Source organism: Brevibacillus antibioticus, assembly GCF_005217615.1.
In the GTDB taxonomy this organism is placed as follows: Bacteria; Bacillota; Bacilli; order Brevibacillales; family Brevibacillaceae; genus Brevibacillus; species Brevibacillus antibioticus.
The window spans coordinates 5,888,783-5,902,604 of record NZ_SZNK01000001.1 but is presented as its reverse complement, the minus strand read 5'-3'; the positions used below and the strand labels follow the sequence as shown (position 1 = coordinate 5,902,604).

The 13,822-nt window shown below is 49.4% G+C and carries 16 protein-coding genes; 10 read left to right on the top strand and 6 right to left on the bottom strand.

All coding sequences use genetic code 11. The features are described from left to right. Nucleotides 1-21: 21 nt before the first annotated feature. The 7 genes from E8L90_RS28365 (at nucleotide 22) to E8L90_RS28335 (ending at nucleotide 5,993) form a co-directional block, all read left to right on the top strand. Complete coding sequence (locus E8L90_RS28365; protein ID WP_137032762.1) at nucleotides 22-639, top strand: hypothetical protein; 618 nt, start codon at nucleotides 22-24, stop codon at nucleotides 637-639. Between the two features lie 427 nt (nucleotides 640-1,066). Further along, on the top strand, nucleotides 1,067-2,167 hold the full coding sequence (proB, locus tag E8L90_RS28360) for a glutamate 5-kinase (RefSeq protein WP_137032760.1): 1,101 nt from the start codon (nucleotides 1,067-1,069) through the stop codon (nucleotides 2,165-2,167). 39 nt (nucleotides 2,168-2,206) lie between these two features. Continuing rightward, nucleotides 2,207-3,475, top strand: a complete 1,269-nt coding sequence (locus tag E8L90_RS28355) for a glutamate-5-semialdehyde dehydrogenase (RefSeq protein ID WP_137032758.1) — start codon at nucleotides 2,207-2,209, stop codon at nucleotides 3,473-3,475. 20 nt (nucleotides 3,476-3,495) lie between these two features. Further along, nucleotides 3,496-4,338 (top strand): pyrroline-5-carboxylate reductase, encoded by an 843-nt coding sequence (gene proC / locus E8L90_RS28350; protein WP_137032757.1) that lies wholly within the window; start codon nucleotides 3,496-3,498, stop codon nucleotides 4,336-4,338. 78 nt (nucleotides 4,339-4,416) lie between these two features. Next, nucleotides 4,417-5,223, top strand: a complete 807-nt coding sequence (locus E8L90_RS28345; RefSeq protein WP_137032755.1) for a hypothetical protein — start codon at nucleotides 4,417-4,419, stop codon at nucleotides 5,221-5,223. A 103-nt stretch (nucleotides 5,224-5,326) separates the two neighbouring features. Continuing rightward, nucleotides 5,327-5,647 (top strand): ferritin-like domain-containing protein, encoded by a 321-nt coding sequence (locus E8L90_RS28340; protein ID WP_137032753.1) that lies wholly within the window; start codon nucleotides 5,327-5,329, stop codon nucleotides 5,645-5,647. Nucleotides 5,648-5,660: 13 nt separating this feature from the next. After that, entirely contained in the window at nucleotides 5,661-5,993 is a 333-nt protein-coding gene (locus tag E8L90_RS28335; RefSeq protein ID WP_137032752.1) for a spore coat protein, read from the top strand. 41 nt (nucleotides 5,994-6,034) lie between these two features. On the opposite strand, the gene E8L90_RS28330 is transcribed toward E8L90_RS28335, so the two are convergent. Further along, nucleotides 6,035-7,483, bottom strand: a complete 1,449-nt coding sequence (locus E8L90_RS28330; protein ID WP_137032750.1) for an aminotransferase-like domain-containing protein — start codon at nucleotides 7,481-7,483, stop codon at nucleotides 6,035-6,037. A gap of 147 nt (nucleotides 7,484-7,630) precedes the next feature. On the opposite strand from E8L90_RS28330, the gene E8L90_RS28325 reads away from it, so the two are divergent. The 3 genes from E8L90_RS28325 to E8L90_RS28315 all read left to right on the top strand — a co-directional run bounded on the left by E8L90_RS28325 (nucleotide 7,631) and on the right by E8L90_RS28315 (nucleotide 9,971). Beyond that, complete coding sequence (locus E8L90_RS28325; protein ID WP_137032748.1) at nucleotides 7,631-8,245, top strand: LysE/ArgO family amino acid transporter; 615 nt, start codon at nucleotides 7,631-7,633, stop codon at nucleotides 8,243-8,245. Nucleotides 8,246-8,327: 82 nt separating this feature from the next. Further along, complete coding sequence (locus E8L90_RS28320) at nucleotides 8,328-8,945, top strand: DUF47 domain-containing protein (RefSeq protein ID WP_137032746.1); 618 nt, start codon at nucleotides 8,328-8,330, stop codon at nucleotides 8,943-8,945. Between the two features lie 18 nt (nucleotides 8,946-8,963). Next, a complete protein-coding gene (locus E8L90_RS28315) occupies nucleotides 8,964-9,971 on the top strand; it encodes an inorganic phosphate transporter (RefSeq protein WP_137032744.1) in 1,008 nt (335 codons plus the stop codon). 159 nt (nucleotides 9,972-10,130) lie between these two features. Here E8L90_RS28315 and E8L90_RS28310 read toward each other — a convergent pair whose 3' ends face one another. From E8L90_RS28310 to E8L90_RS28290, 5 genes are all read right to left on the bottom strand, one after another. After that, on the bottom strand, nucleotides 10,131-10,685 hold the full coding sequence (locus tag E8L90_RS28310; protein ID WP_244297438.1) for a DUF4825 domain-containing protein: 555 nt from the start codon (nucleotides 10,683-10,685) through the stop codon (nucleotides 10,131-10,133). Further along, nucleotides 10,669-11,358 (bottom strand): permease prefix domain 1-containing protein, encoded by a 690-nt coding sequence (locus E8L90_RS28305; protein ID WP_137032740.1) that lies wholly within the window; start codon nucleotides 11,356-11,358, stop codon nucleotides 10,669-10,671. Before E8L90_RS28305 ends, E8L90_RS28310 begins: the two co-directional genes overlap by 17 nt. After that, nucleotides 11,358-11,705: a PadR family transcriptional regulator gene (locus E8L90_RS28300; protein ID WP_137032738.1), complete on the bottom strand. Its 348-nt coding sequence runs from the start codon at nucleotides 11,703-11,705 to the stop codon at nucleotides 11,358-11,360. The genes E8L90_RS28305 and E8L90_RS28300 overlap by 1 nt, the downstream gene beginning before the upstream one ends. 142 nt (nucleotides 11,706-11,847) lie before the next feature. Next, nucleotides 11,848-13,296 (bottom strand): hypothetical protein, encoded by a 1,449-nt coding sequence (locus tag E8L90_RS28295; RefSeq protein WP_137032736.1) that lies wholly within the window; start codon nucleotides 13,294-13,296, stop codon nucleotides 11,848-11,850. Beyond that, nucleotides 13,277-13,819, bottom strand: a complete 543-nt coding sequence (locus tag E8L90_RS28290; RefSeq protein WP_137032734.1) for an RNA polymerase sigma factor — start codon at nucleotides 13,817-13,819, stop codon at nucleotides 13,277-13,279. Before E8L90_RS28290 ends, E8L90_RS28295 begins: the two co-directional genes overlap by 20 nt. Nucleotides 13,820-13,822 lie beyond the last annotated feature (3 nt).

The following is a 13,822-nucleotide window of genomic DNA, read 5'->3' as shown; positions in this document are numbered from 1 at the left end:
CCATCCCAAGTGAGGTGCGCCATGAAAGTTAACTGGAAAAATTGGATGTTTATTCTCGCTCTCTCTTTGCTCGTCACAGGATGCATGACGCAAGTAAAGCAGGAGCAGGCAAAAAACAAGCCCAAAACACAGAGTAAGCCTGCCAAGCAGTCTGCCATTCAAAAGCTTGGCGATAACAAAATGGATGTCGTCCTCTTTTTGCAGCAAGCCGAGCATCAGCTGGAAAATGTATATTATGCTGCTGCGGACAATGCGAAGGGCAAATCTGTGAGTGAGGATGGCCTCGTCTTTCGGGAATTGCCTAAGCGCTTCGACAGTAAAGACAAGATAACGGGGTACTTCGGTCGTTTTTGGAGCCGTCCACTGGCAGAAGCCATGTACGACCACATGACGACTAAGCTGGTGAAGGAAAAAGTATACGTAGCAATCCCCCGCGTCGACTATCCGACTTTGATCTCGGTACGAAACACGACTGTTCAAAAAAGCAATGGAGAACTCAGTGTGACCGTGGAAGACGTAACCAATTCCTCCTTTGCTTCTGACCGCACGCTGCGCTACCGACTCGTACGCGATCAAAAGACCAAACGGTTCGAAATCAAATCACGGATGGGTGCTTATGGGAATGAACAATTTCAATAAGCCTCTTGACATTTCTTGCGGACCCAGCGAATAATAGTGAATTAATAAGCACATAGTGAGCGGCAATGACGGGGAATAGTAAAACCGCCCTTCAGGTCCAGAGAGCGAAATCCACCGGCTGAGAGGTTTCGCCCTTGAATCGGTTTGAACCCACCCCAGAGCATCCAGGGAAGACCTGGACAGGTTTCTTTCACCTGTTATCAAAGAAAGAGAGCCGGGCGTTTCTTGGCTGAAGTATGCCTTCAGTCCAAAACGTCAAATAAGGTGGTACCGCGTGAGGTTTTCAAGCCCTTTCGTCCTTATCAAAGAGACGAGAGGGCTTTTTTCTGTGAAAAACGTCTCGACGTTTTTCATAAAGGTGGATGCGACCGCTTGCGGTCAACAAAACGGTCATGACCGTTTTGTATGCAAGAAGGGGGTTTTGTGCATGAAAAAGGGGAAATTGCGTTTGGTAGTAAAGGTGGGGAGCAGTTCGATTGCAGCAGCTACAGGCGGTGTTGATCCGGCGAAAATGTCGCTGCTCGTCTCCGCTATCAGCCAATTGCGCGAAGCGGGTCATCAGGTTGTCTTAGTCTCCTCGGGAGCTGTCGCCAGCGGCTATCAAAGTCTCGGCTATCAGCAGCGACCGCGGGCCTTGGCAGCCAAGCAAGCAGCGGCAGCCATCGGGCAAAGCCTGTTGATGCAAACCTATACGCAAATGTTCGGCGCCCACAACTTCAGCGTGGCGCAAATCTTGCTCACACGCAGTGACTTTTCTCACAAGGAACGGTATCAGCACGCGTTTTCCACGTTGTCACTGCTTTTAGATAAAAACATTTTGCCAATCATCAATGAGAACGACACGGTATCCGTAGCGGAATTGACCTTCGGAGACAATGATATGCTGGGTGCACTCGTCGCTGGTCTCATCCATGCTGATTTGTATATGATCCTGACTGATACGAATGGCCTGTACGACAAAGACCCGCGTTATCATGCTGATGCCAAACACATAGGCTGGCTCGAAAGTGTGACGGACGAAATCGAGGCACTTGCAGGCGGAGCTTCCCAACTGGGAACAGGCGGTATGCGCTCCAAGCTGATCGCAGCAAAAACCGCCCAATCATTAGGAATTCCGAGTTTTATCGGAAAATTGGCGAATCCCATTGATTTGCAGGATGTCCTTACTGGCGACGGGAATGGCACCTACGTCAACTACCATCCAGAAGCGCCTGCAACGAACGGTGTTCCTACCCGCAAGCAATGGATTGCGCTTCACTCCCCTACCCGTGGAAAAATCACGGTTGATAGCGGTGCAGCGGAAGCGATTTTGGAAAACAGAAAGAGCTTGCTCTTGGCAGGTGTCCGCGATGTATCCGGCATGTTCGAGCAAGGTGAGGTTATCGAGGTTTACTGTGAGGGGACGTTGATTGGCCGCGGTATCAGCAGATTCACTGCATCACAGGTAAGCGATTTTCTTTCCCCTGATAACGTAACGCGACACAGCGGTACTGTTATACATCGAGATGAATGGACGCCTGTCAGCTAAACGAATCCATGTAGATAGAAAGAAGGAGTTGGAGAAACCATGGAAAGCTTGAAGCAAAAAGTGCATACACATTTGAGCCTGGCCAAACAGGCTTCACGAAAAATAGCTCTACTCTCTCGCAAAGAAAAAGACCAGGTGCTCGTCGCAATCGGCAACCAGTTGCTGGCTGATGAAGCCGTCATTCTCGCAGAAAACGCCAAGGATCTCGCACTCGCGGAAGCAGACGGTCAGCCTGCCTCCTACCTGGATCGTCTTCTACTGACGCCGGAGCGAATGACACAGCTCGTGGATAGCCTGGCGCAACTCGTATCCCTCGATGATCCGGTCGGGGAACGAATCGACTCGTGGACACGTCCAAACGGACTTTTCATCGAACAAATCCGCGTCCCTCTCGGCGTCATTGGAATGGTGTACGAAGCCAGACCGAACGTCACCGTTGACGCAGCTGCTATCGCCATCAAAACAGGCAATGCAATCGTCTTGCGCGGCAGCCACAGCGCTGTTCACAGCAATCTCGCGTTGGTGGCTAGCATTCGTCAAGCGCTCACTGCGACCGGACTTGACGCAGAAGCGGTGCAGTACTTGCCTTTTGCCGAGCATGCCTCTGTCGATTACTTGTGCACCGCCAATGGTCTCGTCGATGTCATCATCCCGCGGGGTGGCGCAGGACTGATCCAGCGGGTTCTGCAAATCGCAAGCGTTCCTGTACTCGAAACAGGCGTCGGCAACTGCCACATTTATGTGGATGAAGCGGCTCAATATGACATGGCTGAAAGCATCGTGATCAATGCCAAAGCAAGTCGACCTGCTGTATGCAATGCTGCCGAAACACTGCTCGTGCACCGCAGTTGGCCACAGGAAAATCAACGTGCCTTGCTCCAAAAGCTCCTGGCGAAGGGCGTCGAGCTCCGCGCTTGTGAGCGTACGATAGATCTGCATTCCGATCTCGCTACTCAACTGCACCATGCAACGGAAGAAGATTGGGATACGGAATACTCAGCGCTGATTCTGGCGGTTCGCACTGTCGATAGCTTGAGCGAGGCCATTGAACATATTACAGCGCATACTTCCGGCCATTCCGAGGCAATCGTAACGGAGGATGAAATCGCAGCCCGTCAGTTTTTGACTGCAATCGATGCCACAGCGGTTTATCACAACGCCTCTACCCGCTTTACAGATGGTGGAGAATTCGGCTTTGGTGCCGAGATCGGCATCAGCACGCAAAAGCTCCATGCTCGTGGACCAATGGGCTTGCCAGCGCTCACTTCTTACAAGTATGTCGTACGCGGAAACGGCCAAATCCGCTAGTCCAATGGGAGGGAATCATCATGAGTAACCAAGCAACAGCGATTACAGAAGGGCGGATCGGTTTTCTCGGTGCAGGCTCGATCGTGGAAGCTATGCTTTCCGGTATCGTAAAGAAAGGCTTACTCCCTTCTGAGCGTATTACCGTCTCCAACCGCAACAACATGGGGCGTTTGGAGCAGTTGGCAAATGACTACGGGGTAACTGCTACCCAAGACAAACTTGAGGTAGTCCGTTCTTCCGATATTTTGATTTTGGCCATCAAGCCGAAGGATGCAGCAGAGGCTTTGCAGGATCTACGCGGGGTCGTTCGTTCCGACCAACTGATCATTTCGGTGGTCGCTGGCGTCTCCACCAGCTTGATCGGAGAGTGGCTCGGTGCAGAGTGCCCGATCATCCGCACGATGCCCAATACATCATCCGCGGTTGGTCTGTCTGCTACAGGACTGTGCGCGAATCCTTTTGTCCAGGAAGAGCACCGCGAGCTGGCTACCAAACTTTTCGAAGCAATTGGCACCGTATATGAAGTCGCCGAGGAAGAGCTGGACATCATTACTGGATTGTCTGGAAGCGGTCCTGCTTATATTTACTATTTGGTAGAGGCCATGATGGGGGCAGGTGCCACAGCGGGACTGGATCGGGAAATGGCACGCCAATTAACGCTGCAAACCGTGATTGGCGCGGCACATATGCTGCTCGATACACGAGAAGAACCTTCGATTCTCCGCCAAAAAGTAACGAGCCCGGGTGGAACGACTCAGGCAGGGCTGGAAGTATTGGAAGCCTATCAGTTCCAGGAGGCCGTCACTGCGGCCATCCTGCGTGCTGCCGAAAGATCGCGGGAGATGGGGGCACAATATCAGTAAAGTCGTTTTGTCCCTTCTCCTAGTCATGTATAATAAAAAAGATCAAGCATAGTCGTGAAAAATGATGAAGGAGGTCCCATGGAAATTTACGCCTTGTACGGCACCAGTGGAACAGGAAAAAGCACCAGTGCATTAGAACTTGCTCATCGAATGAACATCGACGCCATTATTGATGATGGCATCCTGATTTACCAGGGACGCAAGGTGGCCGGAACCTCTGCCAAATATGAGAAGACAAAAATTCAGGCGGTAAAACGAGCTATTTTTCATTACAAGGAGCACGCTGAAGAAGTACGGCGAAGTCTTGGCGAGATTCAACCAAGCCGACTACTCGTGTTAGGAACTTCGCAGCGGATGATCGATCGTATCGTCGAAGCGCTGCATTTGCCTTTTCAGGTGGACTTCATCCCGATTGAATCCATCAAGCCGCCGCAGGAAATTGAGGCTGCCCGCTACGTGAGGGAAACAATGGGCAAGCATACGATACCGATTCCGCGTGTGGAGGTAGAAAAAGATTTCCTCCAGCGTCTCATCTCCTCTGCCCAACAGATTTTCAGCTCGAAAAAGGAAGTCATTGGGGAAACAACCGTGGTTCATCCTCCGTTTTCAGGCGGACGTATCATGATTCATCCCCACGTGTTGCGAAAAATCGTGGAAGCGACCTGCAACCAGTTTGATGAGGTCCATCATGTGGTCAAGATCGTCTCCAGCTTTGAGGATTTGCCACGGTTTCAGGTTTCGATTGCTCTTCAACTGCCTTACATGACAAATATTCCAGCACTTATCCATGCCATTCAATCTACGTTGTACAAAGAAGCTCAATATTGTCTCAATATCGCTCCCGCCAGCATCGACATCGTCGTTTCTTCGCTGGAGCTATCCTGATCCGGTCCTTTGCGACCGGATTTTTTTTGGCTGCAATCCTCAGGGGTTACATCCTGACTTGTTGCTCATCCTATATATGATTCCATCTGAAAGGAGCAACCCAATGCCATCCATCCTGTCCTCCAAGCCCTTTACACAAGCTCCCATTCCTGAACCGCCTAAGGTCATTACGACAAAGGACTTGAGCTATCTCAAGGATGCTTTGTCATGGGAACTGATCACTTTCAAAAAGTTGCATGCTTTCGCACAGCAAGCTACTGATCCCCAGGTCAAGCAATGTTTAGAACAACAAGGACAAATGCACCAGCGACACTATCAAAAGCTGCTGAGTCACCTGCAAAACAACAACACCGCAGTGATGGCGACCATTCCGCAGACACAGTCCCAGCAACAGCAATCCCAACCACAACACCAAATGCAATAAGGGAGGAATCGGGATGCCAAACCAAAACAAGATCGCCAATCCGCAATCCGGTCAACTGCCGCAAGTAAAAGGGCCGCAAATGAACGATCGTGACTACCTCAACGATTGTCTGGCTACGTGCAAGTATTTGACGGATAACTTTAACGTCGCCGTTCGGGAAGCCAGCCACCAGCAGCTTTATGATGACATGGTACAAATTTTGAACGAAACCCATCAGTCAGCACGCGATGCTTTTAATCTCATGTTCCAAAAAGGATGGTACAAGCTAGAAGCTGCCGAACAGCAACAACTTCAGCAAGCGTATCAGCAGTTTAGCGGGTACTCCACACAGTTCCCTTATCATTGATAGGCAGAAGACACCTGACCCAAGCAGGTGTCTTCTTTCCATTAACTCTTGCCACGCAAGAGCTGCGATAAGACAAATAACGCCTTTTCCATGTCGGCTTCCTCTGCGTATACATAGGACAAGCGAAGGTGATGACTATCCGTCTGATCATAAACAAAACCGGGATTTAGAAGGACACCTTTTGCCAATGCTCCCGTAAAAAGCTTGCGCATCGAAACAGCCTGATGCAGGCGCAGCCAAATATAAAAACCGCCATGTGGAATACGCCAATCTGCCAGATCGTCAAACCAGCGAGTAAGCCATTCGCACATCCTGTCCCTTCTGTGTCGCAGTGCCGCTCTTAGCCGATCCAGATGCCGGGAATATCTCTCGCTGGTGAGCCACTCTGTCGCCACCCATTGGGAAATCGCACTCGCTCCGTAGTCCGTCTGCATTTTCACATCCGCGAGGCGTTCAATGACAGGCTCAGGTCCTACAATCCAGCCGATCCGCAGCCCCGGACTGAGTGTTTTTGACAAGCTGCCCAAATACAACACCAACCCGCTCTGATCCCTCGCCTTCAACGGCAATGGCCCCGGTTCGTCTAACCACAATTCCCCATAGACATCGTCTTCTAGCACAGGCAGCCTCTCCCGCTCGCATGCGGCCAGCACTTGCTCCCTTCGATTCTCTGACAGGCTAATCCCAGTCGGATTGTGGTAAGCCGAAATCGTATAGAGCAGCGCCGCATTATGCGCCTGTTTTTGTCTCGTAAGCACTTGAGGAGAGATTCCTTCCGCATCCATCGGTACACCAACCAGACGCATTCCCGATGATGGAAACAAAGGCAGAGAGAATAAATACGAAGGCTGTTCGAGCAAGATGGCAGATCCACGGTGAAGGATGCCAATCGATATCAACTGTAAGGCCTGAAGGGCCCCCGAAACGACCAAAATAGACGCCGGTGAAGCTTCGATCCCCCTGCTCCGCAAATGATTGCTGATCGCTTGGCGTAAAGGCAACAGCCCTTTTGGCTCCGAATATCCGAGATGAGTCATTTTGCCCTGCAAGCTAGCCATGACCGCTTCCATCTCCGCAACAGGAATCAAGGCGGGCGACAGCTCACCTGTGCCCAAACGAATGTACCTCGGGTCTGGCTCATAACGATTGATATCCTGAATCGTCTGCGAATTGGGGAGATGCGCTCCTGCCTGAACGTAGCCCAGCCAATTGGGTGGCGGCGCGGTCGTCAATAAGGACCACGTATTATTGCTTACGACGGAGCCACTGCCTACTGTTGCTTCAATGAAGCCATCCGCCTTTAGCTCTTCCAACGCCGTCACCACTGTGCTGCGGTTTACATCAAAGGCTTGCGCCAACGCTCTTTGTGTTGGCAATTTACTATTAATCGGCCACTCTCCGCCTGCAATCTTCCCCTTGATATAAGCCACGATCTGCGCGTAGATCGGTATATCTGATAATTTGTCAGGCTTCCAGTCTATCGTCAGCACAGGCACATTCCTCCTCGTCTTATCATTGTACAAATTGGTTGGTTTGGATGTAAACCAATTGGCTGGAGACAACAGATTCACAACCGTGAATAATGACAGTAATGCAAATAGCCTTTGCATCGAGAGAGAAACGGGGAGGAAATGATCATGCTGGAAGCGATTTTACACGGTTTTGTGCTTGCTTTTGGACTTATTTTACCGCTCGGCGCACAAAATGTTTTCGTTTTTAATCAGGGGGCTTTACAACCTACATTACTTCGCGCCATGCCCGTCGTACTGACTGCGGCACTCTGTGATACCCTGCTCATTTTGCTGGCGGTATTGGGAGTCTCTTTGGTCGTATTGACAGTTACATGGCTGAAAACGGTGTTATATGTCGTCGGCTTCTTCTTTTTGGTGTATATGGGATATTTAACGTGGCTTAGCCGTCCAAATACTGAGACTGGAGAGAAAGAGCGCTTTTCGGCCAAAAAGCAAATCATGTTTGCTGCCTCTGTCTCTTTGTTGAATCCGCATGCGATTCTCGACACAATCGGGGTGATCGGCACCAGCTCACTCAGCTATTCGGGAACAGAAAAGTGGGGCTTTACTGTTGCTTGCATCCTCGTATCCTGTTTCTGGTTTTTCGGCCTTTCTGTAGCTGGTCGTACAGCAGGACGATTGGACCGGTCCGGAAAATTGCAGCGTGGTCTGAATATGGTTTCGGCTGTGATTATGTGGGGAGTGGCCTTCTATATGGCAGCCCAATTACTCTTCTCGTAAAGAGTTCATGAAAAAGTGAATAATCCCCATCCCCTCCACTCAAAATACTCCTATTCGGGTTTTCGAAGTGGAGGTTTGTTTAATGCTTTTTACCAAATCGGATGCACTCTTGGATGACTTGTATGAGATTGCGAAAAATGTGCATCAGACGGCGATCTATTTTAATGAATACAAAATCACTTCATTAGAGACTGTCAAAACCTTTTCTACAGCAATGAAAGAGTACGAAACAAAAGGCGACAAGCTCATCCATGAAATCATCGTGCAAATCAACAAGACCTTTATTACCGCCATCGAGCGTGAGGATGTGCTGGACCTTGCCGTCAAGCTGGATGATGTGCTGGACGGATTGGAGTTTTGCGCTTCGCGGCTGTATATGTACGACATCATGGAACCAGATCAAACGATGGTGCGTTTCGGTCAACTCATCGAAGAAGCTACCAAGCAAATTCTTCTCGCCATCGAACTGCTCCAAAAGCAAAAGTTGTCCGCTATGAAGGAGTACATCATCCGCATTAATGATTTGGAAAGCGAAGGGGATGAATTGGTGCGGGGGAGCATCCGGCAATTGTTCAAAACCTCAAGCGATCCGATTCACATCATGCAGCTCAAAGAGGTTTACGAAGTGCTCGAAGATGTCATGGATCATTGCGAGGATGTCGCAGATGCGATGGAATCCGTGATCATGGGCAACTCTTAAACAAGGAGACCTACTTTCATGTATACGAGCCTTCCCCTTGTTATTGCCGTTATCATCCTGGCTGTTTTCTTTGACTTTATCAACGGCTTTCATGATACAGCCAATGCCATCGCAACCACTGTATCCACCAAGGCTCTCCCACCTAAAATTGCCATTGGACTGGCAGCTATCATGAACTTTATCGGTGCCCTGACATTTACCGGGGTCGCCAAAACGATAGGTGGAGATATCGCCGATCCTACCAAGCTGGAATTCGGTGTGCTTGTAGTCATGGCTGCTCTCCTGTCTGCGATCCTTTGGAATTTGATTACGTGGTGGTACGGAATCCCCAGCAGTTCGTCTCACGCTCTCATCGGTTCACTCGTAGGGGCAGTCCTCGCTTCCGCCGGGAGCGCGCAAATCAACTGGGCTGGTTTTTTGAAAATCTTCCAGGCGCTTATTGTGTCGCCCGTAATTGCGCTGGCTGCCGCTTACCTCATGATGAATTTGGTTTACTTCATTTTCAGTCGGATCATGGTTCCTCCTACCAAGGTCAACCGGGGCTTTCGCTTCTTTCAGATTTTCACGGCGGCCCTGCAATCCTTTACTCATGGAACGAATGACGCACAGAAAGCGATGGGCATTATCGTCTTCGCTCTCGTCGCCGCAGACCTGCATGCAGACACGAGCACGATTCCTTTCTGGGTGCAGTTCATTTGTGCGCTCGCGATGGGTTTGGGAACCTCTGTCGGAGGCTGGAAAATCATCAAGACGGTCGGGGGCAAAATCACTAAGATTGAACCGATTAATGGGGCTACTGCCGATCTCACCTCGTCTTCCATCATTTTTACCTTTACGCAGCTAGGATTGCCTGTCAGCTCTACTCATGTCATCTCTTCCGGGATCATGGGGGTCGGTGCGGCCAAACGGCTGAAGAGCGTCAATTGGGGCGTCGCCAAACGTATCGTGATCACCTGGTTTATCACGCTGCCGATCTCTGCATTGCTCGCTGCAGCTATCTATTTGTTGCTACATGTATTTATCTAAAAGCAAAAGGGACGAGTAACAGGCTCGCCCCTTTTTTCTATGATCTTACTGTGATAAACATAGGAAAAGAGATGGCGGTAATCTATGAAGAATTCGCTCTGGGAGAGAAACACCGTAGAGGGATTACCACGTGAATAGCCTTCCGTTTTACCACTTTCACTATATACTCTGTATTTTCGCCATCCCCTCTTCAACAAATTGATCATCCCGCAACTTGTCCTGCACACTTGTCCGCCACTTTTCTTTTGTCAAAAGCGATGCTAAATCCTCCCCGAAGAGGTCTTGCATGGCTACTCGTGTGGCAATAGTCGTAGTATCTGCAAAACGATATTCGACAGTTTGCAAATTGTCTACCAGCGCAAAGGCTGCCACAGAATTATACAGCATTGCTTGCTTGAACAGTTTCGCCTCGATGTCGGTCGCTTTGTCCTCGTAATGGATCTCAATCGTAAACTTCTCCGGACGGAGCTGAAAGGTACGCTTGCGATCACTCAACGGCAAATGATTGAACATAACCAGATTCGAAGTAGCGCCCATGTACTTGTTCTTGTATGGCAAAATGGATTCCAAATCGTGAGTCAGCTGGCTTTGCTGAGCCAATTGATACTGCTCCGATTGCGCTTCGTTCTCCGGGAGAATGACAATCTGAATGACCATGAACAGGACAACCCCGACGAGAACCAACGTAAGTATGATTTTATTTCGCAATGACATCACCTTCCCCTGCATCGTATTTCAAAATAAGCCGCGGAATGGCGTGGAGCCACAGTGGTATGAGGATGGAGAAAAAAGGCAGCACATACGCTACGGCAATGGTAGCGAATTGATACGGTCCAGAAAGATTCACTGGCTTTGAAAACCATAGATTGCTACCAAAATAGAGTGCAGTCGTAAACACGAGTTTCCCGACAATATAAAGCACCCACAGCATCCAACCCGTTTTTCGCAATAAAAAGGCAGATCGCACATTCATGCGGGTCAAATGATGAGAAGAAGCAGGTCGGTTGATCCCTAGCAAGATCAAATAGACGATACCCATGAGGATACAAGTCGCAAACAGACCATAGTTCAAAAAGATACCCATTCCCCAGATTCGCAAGGGCATTGTCACAATCCAAGCAATGAGTCCGTACAGCAATCCGAGCTGCAACCATTCTTGCAGGAGTGGAAGTATGTATACCTTGCGGCGTTCTCCGACAATCGAATCAATCGAAGGGAGATTGGCCTTTGCTTTTTGCACGGCTTCATCCAGTGATAGCCCATCTGCGACTAAGTCGGCGACCTTTGCCTCCAGATTGCTCAATACTTCCCATTTGAGCTCTTCGATTTGTTTACTTCCTCTGTATTTTTGAAACAATTGATCGACATGGTGCCGTAAACTCTCCATCACACTTCCTCCCGCCTTTCGATGAGCTGGTCAATCAATTCTTTGGCGACCTTCCAAGATGCCAAGGCTCTTTCGTACGACTCTCTCCCCGCTTCTGTCACCTGATAATATTTGCGTCTGCCCCCCTGGCTCTCATCTCCCCAGTACGAAGCGATCAGCTTTTGTGACTCTAATCTTTTCAGGCTGGTATACAAGGAAGGCTCTTTCAGCTCGTAACGCCCGCCGCTGTTTTTGAAAATGGCTTTGATGATTTCGTATCCATAGTTATCGCCGTCACACAGGACACGAAGAATAATCGTATCGATATGACCGCGGATAACGTCACTGCTGATACTGCTGTCACTCATCTCGTTCACCTCGTAGCTATAACATAGCACATATTACTATGTGTGACAAAGTAATATGTGTTGAATTCCTTTTTCCCTTCATAAAAAAGACCCCCCAAAAAAATCTTGAGTGGTCTTAAGCGGATCATTACTCTATCGTTTCTTACTGTTTTACCTGATACACAAGATAGGGTGCTGACGTCCTTTTTCCGTTTCTTTCCGGCCAAACATAAATCAGTTCCAATCGGGGACCGTTACCTTTAATAGGCTCAGTTAATACCTTCCCGCCCTCAGTAAAATCCCCCTCCATCCCTATTACTTGCTTGCTCGTGCCATCCACCCAGACTTTATACGGGTGACTGTCTAATCGTACTCCCTGTGCAATGGCAGTAAAATCAAGTCTGATGGCAGACCCCTCTACCGCCGCACCATCCATTGCAAGCTGCGTGATCGATGTTGGCAGATAGGACTCCAGCTTTTTAGCCCCCATTTGGGCAGCTTCTGCTTGGGACAGTTCCGGGAGAGTTTCTGAATCCGTCCGTTTTTTCATTCGATATGTCAGCAATTGACCAGACGGGCTTGCAAATCGTGCAGTGAGATAGGTAGCATCTGCGACTTTCCATCTGTATTCCATGAACGTTTCGCCCTTAAGCGTTGCCACAGGACGATTTTCCCCTCCTATATGAACACCGAACTCATGCTGAATAAGGGAGGCTATCTCTTCTTTTGAGCTGGCCTTTAATGGCTTCGCTTGTGCCTGAATCGGGATGAGGTTGTAGCCGCTACCTGCTGTCAGGCTTTGAAAATGCTTGTCCAGCACTTCTCCATTCAATGCATTGATATAGCCAGAGAAGGTCGCCGCTTCTTCTGGTTTCAAATTGACCGTCAGCCTTTGAAGGGCCTCTTCTTTGGAAATCGCCTTTGCTGGACTGGGAAATAACGAAAGCTCTGCCTCTGCATGGATACTCTCTTCCATAACCATGCCCTTTGGCCTTCCATCCTCCTCCAGTCGAACCTTCACGACGCTATCTACGAAAGGAACACCGTTGATCTCGCGTTGAAAGACGGCTGTATTCGTTTCCTGTTGGCTCGAAACCATTCGATACTGCTTGCTTTTATCACCCAGTTTTTGTTGCATATATTTCTCTATAGACAGCGCAGGCCCATTGCTGTTGGATGTTGCTTCTTTTTGCTGTGCTTGTTTATTCGCGAACGACTGCGTCTTCGGTTCAACAGCTTGTTCTCTGCTTTGTTTGGTCTGTCCTTCCTCCCGCTTCACTGGCTGTTGTTTGCTAACAGGTTCTTGCGGTGTTACTCCCATTTTTTCCGATAGAGATACAGTCACTGGACGCTCCTCGGAACGGATACCGCTCGTTCCCTCTTGCGATTCTTTTCCAACAGGCATAGCCACGAAAAGAGCCAACGCTACTGCGGCTGCTACACCTCCTGGCACCGAAAGCACGTGGTACACTTTTTGCCTATTCTTCATCTGTCTTGCTTTTTTCACCAGTGTCTGATCCAAATAGGTGACAAATTCCTGACGTGGGGGCGGATCCTGCCTTCTTAACCCTCGCAGTTGGACCGTCAGCTTCTCATCCTCTAGCCCACTCATTTAGAAAACCCCCTTCCTCCGTATGATCCATCATTTCTTTGACCAGCTTTAATGCCCGATGGGTGTTTACTTTCACCTTGGATTCCGATACACCCAGAATTTCTGCCGTCTCCTTGACGCTGTATTCCTCGATGCAGCGCAAAATCAGAACCAGACGATAATGGGGCGCTAGCTTTTGGATCGCTTGCTTCAGCTCACGAACGTTTTCCCTCTTGGTCAGGACGTTTTCCGGACTCCCTTCCTTGGTCGCCAGCTTCATCAGCCAGTTTTCCGAGAAAAAGGACTTGACCTTCTGCTTACGATACTGGTCGATCGCCGCATGCTTGGCAATAGAGAAGAGCCATGTTTTCAGAGTGACTCTGCCATCAAATCCGGCGAGCCCTTTTAACACTCTCGTAAAAACCTCCTGCGTCAAATCCTCGGCATCATTCTGATTTCCGGTAAAATGGAGCAGAAAGTAGTAAACGTCCTGATAGTGAGCATGATAGATCGCGCTAATCCGCTGCTCGATATCCTCCTGCACGGG

Bases quoted from the DNA above. Each gene is read 5' to 3' on its own strand.
- E8L90_RS28345 (WP_137032755.1), top strand. From the start codon at position 4,417: ATGGAAATTTACGCCTTGTACGGCACCAGTGGAACAGGAAAAAGCACC.
- E8L90_RS28355 (WP_137032758.1), top strand. From the start codon at position 2,207: ATGGAAAGCTTGAAGCAAAAAGTGCATACACATTTGAGCCTGGCCAAA.
- E8L90_RS28325 (WP_137032748.1), top strand. From the start codon at position 7,631: ATGCTGGAAGCGATTTTACACGGTTTTGTGCTTGCTTTTGGACTTATT.
- proC (WP_137032757.1), top strand. From the start codon at position 3,496: ATGAGTAACCAAGCAACAGCGATTACAGAAGGGCGGATCGGTTTTCTC.
- E8L90_RS28310 (WP_244297438.1), bottom strand. From the start codon at position 10,685: ATGTCATTGCGAAATAAAATCATACTTACGTTGGTTCTCGTCGGGGTT.
- E8L90_RS28315 (WP_137032744.1), top strand. From the start codon at position 8,964: ATGTATACGAGCCTTCCCCTTGTTATTGCCGTTATCATCCTGGCTGTT.
- E8L90_RS28295 (WP_137032736.1), bottom strand. From the start codon at position 13,296: ATGAGTGGGCTAGAGGATGAGAAGCTGACGGTCCAACTGCGAGGGTTA.
- E8L90_RS28320 (WP_137032746.1), top strand. From the start codon at position 8,328: ATGCTTTTTACCAAATCGGATGCACTCTTGGATGACTTGTATGAGATT.
- proB (WP_137032760.1), top strand. From the start codon at position 1,067: ATGAAAAAGGGGAAATTGCGTTTGGTAGTAAAGGTGGGGAGCAGTTCG.
- E8L90_RS28365 (WP_137032762.1), top strand. From the start codon at position 22: ATGAAAGTTAACTGGAAAAATTGGATGTTTATTCTCGCTCTCTCTTTG.
- E8L90_RS28300 (WP_137032738.1), bottom strand. From the start codon at position 11,705: ATGAGTGACAGCAGTATCAGCAGTGACGTTATCCGCGGTCATATCGAT.
- E8L90_RS28305 (WP_137032740.1), bottom strand. From the start codon at position 11,358: ATGGAGAGTTTACGGCACCATGTCGATCAATTGTTTCAAAAATACAGA.
- E8L90_RS28340 (WP_137032753.1), top strand. From the start codon at position 5,327: ATGCCATCCATCCTGTCCTCCAAGCCCTTTACACAAGCTCCCATTCCT.
- E8L90_RS28335 (WP_137032752.1), top strand. From the start codon at position 5,661: ATGCCAAACCAAAACAAGATCGCCAATCCGCAATCCGGTCAACTGCCG.